Source organism: Xanthovirga aplysinae (assembly GCF_009711365.1).
Taxonomy (GTDB): domain Bacteria; phylum Bacteroidota; class Bacteroidia; order Cytophagales; family Cyclobacteriaceae; genus Xanthovirga; species Xanthovirga aplysinae.
The window spans coordinates 1-6445 of the sequence record NZ_SMMB01000999.1; the positions used below are offsets into that span (position 1 = coordinate 1).

The 6445-nt window shown below is 37.8% G+C and carries 4 protein-coding genes; 1 reads left to right on the forward strand and 3 read right to left on the reverse strand.

Features of this window, described 5'->3' with window-relative positions:
• The first annotated feature begins 105 nt into the window (after positions 1-105).
• Positions 106-972: a response regulator gene (locus E1171_RS10005; RefSeq protein ID WP_155205864.1), complete on the forward strand. Its 867-nt coding sequence runs from the start codon at positions 106-108 to the stop codon at positions 970-972.
• Between the two features lie 51 nt (positions 973-1023).
• On the opposite strand, the gene E1171_RS10010 is transcribed toward E1171_RS10005, so the two are convergent.
• The 3 genes from E1171_RS10010 to E1171_RS10020 form a co-directional block, all read right to left on the reverse strand.
• Positions 1024-3108: a tetratricopeptide repeat-containing sensor histidine kinase gene (locus tag E1171_RS10010; protein ID WP_155205865.1), complete on the reverse strand. Its 2085-nt coding sequence runs from the start codon at positions 3106-3108 to the stop codon at positions 1024-1026.
• 276 nt (positions 3109-3384) lie between these two features.
• Entirely contained in the window at positions 3385-4257 is an 873-nt protein-coding gene (locus E1171_RS10015; protein ID WP_187696377.1) for a M57 family metalloprotease, read from the reverse strand.
• Positions 4258-4686: 429 nt separating this feature from the next.
• Positions 4687-6445, reverse strand: a 1759-nt coding sequence (locus tag E1171_RS10020; protein ID WP_155205867.1) for a T9SS type A sorting domain-containing protein, incomplete at its 5' end; no start/stop codon positions are given.

Here is a 6445-nt window from a genome sequence, read left to right on the forward strand (position 1 = left end):
TAATTGCCTCAAAGATAAAGATTGATTTGACATGGTTGTGCCTATTTAAACCGATTTGGATCGGGTTTAAACTTTTAAAATCTGGTAACTCAAAATTAGTACTTCATGCAAGAGAGTAAAATTTTATTTGCTGACGATGATTCAGCAAACATGAAAACCGTTCTGCAATACCTGGATGGAGAAAACTATAATATGCTCTATGCAGCAAATGGTGAGGTGGCTTTTGAAATTGCAAAAAAAGAACTACCCCATTTAATAATCCTTGATTGGGCGATGCCAGTATTGAATGGTATAGAAGCTTTGAAAATGCTTAAAAGCAATTCGAGTACCCAAGAAATTCCCATAATTGTTGCTTCGGGAATGATGACTGAAACAAAAGATCTTAATCAGGCCCTTGAAGCAGGAGCCCACGACTACATCCAAAAACCATTTAAAGAGTTAGAGCTGAAAGCGAGGGTAAATGCTGCCTTGCGTTCTAGCCATGCCTTTTTGGAGATTCAAAAGAAACATATGAAAATAGGGGTGTTACTTCAAAATGAAAGAGAATATCATGAAAGGGAGTTGACCTTATATGCCGTTTATGAGCATGAAAAAAATGAATTGCTAAAATCATTAAGGGATCAAATGAAACGAATCGAAAGCAAGCCCGCAAACGAGGCATTGAAAGGGCTTAGGAAAATTCGAAAACGCATAGAGCAGAACATCACCAATGAAAAAAGTTGGGAAGGATTTGTAACCCATTTTGAAAATGTGCATCCGGATTTTATCAAAAAACTTAAGCAAATTCACCCCGAGCTTACCTCAAATGACGTACGGATTGCCTCCTATATTAAAATTGGGATGGGCAATAAAGAAATTGCACAGTTAGCCGATCTACAGGCGGGAAGCGTACGTAGTAACATCAATCGTTTAAAAAAACGGTTAGGGTTAGGGGCAAAAGAAAGTATTCGGGATTATTTATTTGAAATTTAGATAGAGAATAGTGACTAAAATCTAAAATAAATCCAGGCAAATGCATGTATACTAAAAATTCTGGTTTAGAGTTTCTCTAAACATAACCTCATTGCCATTTTCATAAGCTCGTTCAATTTCTAAAACCCAGCTTTGTACACTTGGGTGATGGTTTTTATCAAATTGAATGCCTTGTATAACAGCATTAATCCTACTTACTTCATAAACATTACATTCTAATAGGGCTCTACGAGCCGATTTCAATATTTCCAACTCCTCCACTCCAGGTTGAATTTTAGTATCTTTGGTCTGAACATCATCTCCTTCCAATTTGCCTTTGGAATATTTAAATCCGGAAAGAGTGAACCAAAAGGTAGCCCCTTCTCCAGGTTTGGAGGTTACCCCCATCTCACCTCCATGTGCCTCAACGGCCATCTTGCAAAAGGTAAGCCCTAAACCTGACGAAGCCCCAATCTTATTTGATTTGGTCCGCCAAAATTTTTCGAAAATTTTTCCATGTAGTTCCTCAGGAATGCCACTACCAGTATCTCTAACAAATATTTTTACACCTTCTTCAAATTTTTCTGCCCAAATCGTAATTTCCCCACAAGAATCATTGAATTTGATGGCATTAGTTAATAGGTTATTTAGTATCCGGTCAAAATATTGTATATCGGCTTCTACATAATAACCAGTCTTTACCTTATTGATAACCTTATGGCCCTTTTGCTGTATTAAAAATGACAATTGATCAATCGCCCGATTTACTTTTTCTCCCAATTTAATGGTTTCAACTGAGAGGGTTATTCCCTGCTCTTCCATGCGGTTTACTTCCAGCATATTGGTAATCAGCCTTTGCATATCTCTGCCCGACTGTCTTAAATATTCTTTGCCCATTTCTCTATTTCCCTTTTCGGTGAGCATCAAAATAGCATTGAGCGGATTTTTTAAGTCATGGACAATCATTGAAATTAGATCCTTCTTTAATTTTGACAATTTCTTGATTTCCTCATTTTGTGCGGTTAATTGTTTGTTTCTCTTTTTTATCAAGTAGTAGGCTCTAAATGCCACAATTGTGATTACAAACAAAACCAATAGGGACAAAAGGTAAAGGCTCTGCCGGAGTCGTGCTATTTTTTTCTCATATTTGAACTGAAGTTTTTCCATAGAAAAATTGAAGCGTTCAAGGCGGTCTTCTAGTCCTTTATTATAAATACTGTCCTGATAGATCATGGCATTTTTTAAATGGTCAGCGGAACTTTCGAAGTTTTTTCCAATCTGGGCTATTTCTGATAAAACCAGGTAGGCTTCCTTCAGTATAAAAATAGAAGGTATTTGCTCTGCTAAATACAAGCTTTCTTTGGCAATCTCTTCCGCTTTTTCAAGCTGTTGTAGGTGCAAATAAGCTCTGGCTTGGTTTACTTTCAAATTACCAAGTAAGTGATTGTCATAACTCAAATCGTAAGTGGCCTCCGCTTCTTGATAACTTTCTAAAGCTTGTTCAAATTGCTCTTTTTCCAAATGTGCATCTCCTATATACTTCAAGCAAACTGCCTGTCCGTTTTTATTCTTTCCCTTTTTTCTCAATTTCAGGGAGGCATAGAATGCTTGCATGGCCTTATCGTAGTCTTTTAAGTTGAGCATGATACGACCATTGTTTAGATAATAGTAGCCCTCTATATTTTCATTACCCAATTTTGAAAGCAAAGGCCTAACTTTTTCAATATGGGCTTTGGCCTGTTCTGGCTCGTTCAGGTATAAGTATAAGTTGCCTAGGTTCATATAGGCATATGCCATTTGTTCATAATTCTCATGCTTTAGCGCCAATTCAAACCCCAGGGCGTAGTATTTTAGGGCCTCATCAAAATAACCAAGGTTTCTGAAAGCAACTCCTGTAAAACCATAGGCCTTTATCAGACCTTCCTCATATTTTGATTTTTTTGCCAGCTCTATTGCCTTCATTCCGAAGTCTTTTGCCTTTTCAGGGTTGCTATTTCTTAGGTCCCAGGAAGAATCCAGCCATTTATTTATCTGAGCATTTGGTGATAACTTTTGCGTCTGCGCAGTAGAGGAGTTTCCGTCTAGAGGAATACAAATGCTTATTCCCGTCAATAATAGAAAGAAAAAACTATTGTTTTTTAAAAAATTAATAAGCATAACCGTCAAAAAGTTGTTTTATAATGAAATTAACCATTTTTGAAGAAGCAATCTCTACTAATGGGTTAGTAATTGGTTAGCCGAAGAGAGGAGGGGAGAGGAAGGTATACTTGATAATTAGTAAAAAAATGTTGCCAGTCCGGAAACTGGCAACAAAAGGGTGTTAAGTAATGAATTTTGGTTAGGGAGAGGTACTTTTAATAAAGTTAGTCCCTTATGTTATTCTTATAAAAAGAATACTAATTCGGGAAGTTTGACGAGCAAACTTCATTTTCCTTAATAAATGGTTTCCAAAGCTATTTTATCATTTGCATTGAAAACATTTGCTGGTCCACATGACTGCATTAAGGAAGTAAAGTCAGAGCCAGTTGGGGTTCCAGCAATATGGATTGCTCCAACACCAGCCCAGCCTTCATTTATATTTTGTCCACAGCTTTCTCTAGTTTGATAATCGCTATGACGCAAACCGATGCAATGTCCTATTTCGTGGGCCATGGTACCTGCCAATCTTGCTTCAACATCTGATGTAGTAAAAAACTCATTTAACAGTTCTACATAACGGGTATTAATGCCAAAACTATTTGCCGGATTGCCTCTTCTATTAGGAAAACCTGCAGCTATTCCTGCGGTGATAAATCCATCAGCGTCTTCCAACTCATAAAATGACTCAACAACAATATCAGCCCTTTGGTTTCTTCTAGTAGAGTAAGCAACACGTTGAAAATTAAGAGTGATGTCCAGTTCGTTGTACATTGCAATGGCATTATTTATTGCCGTTTCTGCCGAACTGCCTAAAACAGGATCTATACTTACGGTTATGGTTCTAGGTAGACTTTTTACCAAGTAAGATGTTCGATACTGTTCCGGGGTTGAGGCACTTTCATTTATGCCTAATTCATTATTAATAAAGTCATTTGATAAAAATTGATCTCCCTCAACTAAATAACCCGCTTCTCCCAAAAATGTAGTAGGTCGAACAGTGTTAATATTAAAATCTGCAGCTTCCAACTTCTGTAAGAGCTCTGATGGAATAGTAGTGTTTTCCGAAATTGGATCTACTTCCTCATTGGGAGTGTTACAGGCATAAAATCCTGTCGCCATTAATGAGGCAACCAATAAAGCAGAAGAAAGTTTAAAAAATTTTTTCATAACGAATAATGCGTTTAGGTTAAAAATAAAAATAGATAAAGTGGTTCTTTCCATTCCTTAACAAGGAATAAAACCAGCTTTAATTCGATTTCTGAATTTAAATACAAAGAAGTTATTATTCTAGGACGAGAGATGAACGGAATGTAAAAGAGGATATAAAGCTAATTAGAAGAAAAATAGTCATTCGTCTACCAAATTTGGTTGTTTGACCTTAGATATTATTCATTCCTACGTTACATATTTTTATTTTAAAATTAATTCTAGGAAAAGTTATTTAATGAATAATACACAATCCAAATTATTAAAGAAAATGAGACCACAAAGTAAAATAAAAAAGGTGCTTCCCTTAAGGAGAAGCACCTTTTTTCGACAAATGGCTTGTTTACAAATTTGAACAAGCTTTAAAGTATTTCATTCTATTACTTTAATTTATTGTACAACTACTTTATGGTAAGTAGATTCACCCCCTACTGATAGCTTCACTAAGTAGATTCCACGAGGCACTCGGGTAGTTCCCTTACCATTCCTTTGCCAGCTAACTTCGTGTTTACCGGCATTATGTTCGCCATTTACTAGGGTTTTTACGAGTTTACCCATCATATCGAATACCTTCAGCTGTACTGGTAAGGCTTCCGGCAGTTCGAAAATGATAGTAGTAGACTCGGAGAATGGATTTGGGTAGCTGGAAAGGGTTAAACCTTCCGCTTTTAAATCTTCTTCCGATTCCTCTATTACAACAGGCTTAAATCCTGGATTTACTTCTGTAATGCTGGCAGTCACCATAGTAGGAGTAACTTCCACCTGCAGCCTAAAGGATTCCACACCTCCTGGTGTTTCTGCTTGTACAATATGCATGTAGGTGTCTGGGTTTAAGCTAGCAGAGATACTGAAATCTACCCTATCCCTAAAACCACTTCCAAACAAAGTATACACTTCTCCTGCAGTTTTATTGGTTGATGTCAACCAGGCAGGCAGGTTTACTAATTGATAGGTACTATTGACCACCCCATCATTTTGTATACTCATGCTAAATGGAATTGCTGTGCCCTGCGGTCCGGTCAGCTGCTTGTTGGCAGCCTCCCAAGAAACCACGTTCTTGTTCACTAGGAAACTCCATTCATAAGCTGGTGCAGGATTGTCTTTAATATCTTTTACCTCTCCTTCCGGGATTTTAACAGTAATCACAGCTCCCTCAAGTCTGTTGTCTGGGTAGGTCGGAGTAATTACCAGTTGGTTTCCATTTATTGCTATGTTCTTCGGAATATTATTTGTAGTCACATCGTCTTTTACCATGTCTAATACAATGTTATTTGGCACTACAGTACTCAATGTTTTGCTATAGGTCACAGCTATTGGTCCGGTTTTCCATTCCGTATTATGTTGAGGGCTTACTGTCACAATGGTTGGTATCTCCTTGTCAATTCTCACATCTATCCAAGCACTTGTGTTTTGCTCCTTGCCCCATTCTCCCGTACCAAACGTACATACTGGTGACAAACGGAATTCATAGTCTTTCATATCCCTTAGCGATCCTACATTGACATTATATTCATAATATCCTTGATGATCCTCTTCTAGGTTGCTGAGATTGATGGTTTCCAAGGTGTTTTCAGTACTGCTTCCGCTTTCTCTATATTGCACTTTCAATTCCGTTAACCCTTCCAATGGATTGACTAAGCGGAATTTGAAAGGGATAATATCGTTGGAGGCGCTGGTCACTACATGACCGTCCACTGGTGCTGCTATTTCTATCTCCTCTACACAAGGGGCCTGGAACCTGGCCATAAGGGTAAGAGAACTAAATAATTTAGCATTTTCTAATTTAGCGCCACTGAACACTAAAGACCCTCCGCTAATCTCACAGTCCGAAGCAAATTTTAAAGTGATTTGCTCCTCTACTGGTTGATTGGATATCACACTGATTACTGGGGTAGCGGTACCATCCTTAGGAAGTAAAAAAGATTGCCCTTCGGTGAAGGGGTTTCCATTGAAAAGGACAGTTACTCCATTGGTATTTGACGTATTGTCTAAACTAAGGGTATAAGACTTCATCTGGTTGTCAATGGCAAATTGTGTGTTGGTCAATTTCAATTGGTAATCTATTTGATTTCCAATGGCAGCAGTCTGATCCGTAGCACCAAGGGCAATTATCTCCAGGCCTTCCCTGTTTTCCGTACCGGACTCATAA

Bases quoted from the DNA above. Each gene is read 5' to 3' on its own strand.
- E1171_RS10005 (WP_155205864.1), top strand. From the start codon at position 106: ATGCAAGAGAGTAAAATTTTATTTGCTGACGATGATTCAGCAAACATG.
- E1171_RS10010 (WP_155205865.1), bottom strand. From the start codon at position 3,108: ATGCTTATTAATTTTTTAAAAAACAATAGTTTTTTCTTTCTATTATTG.
- E1171_RS10015 (WP_187696377.1), bottom strand. From the start codon at position 4,257: ATGAAAAAATTTTTTAAACTTTCTTCTGCTTTATTGGTTGCCTCATTA.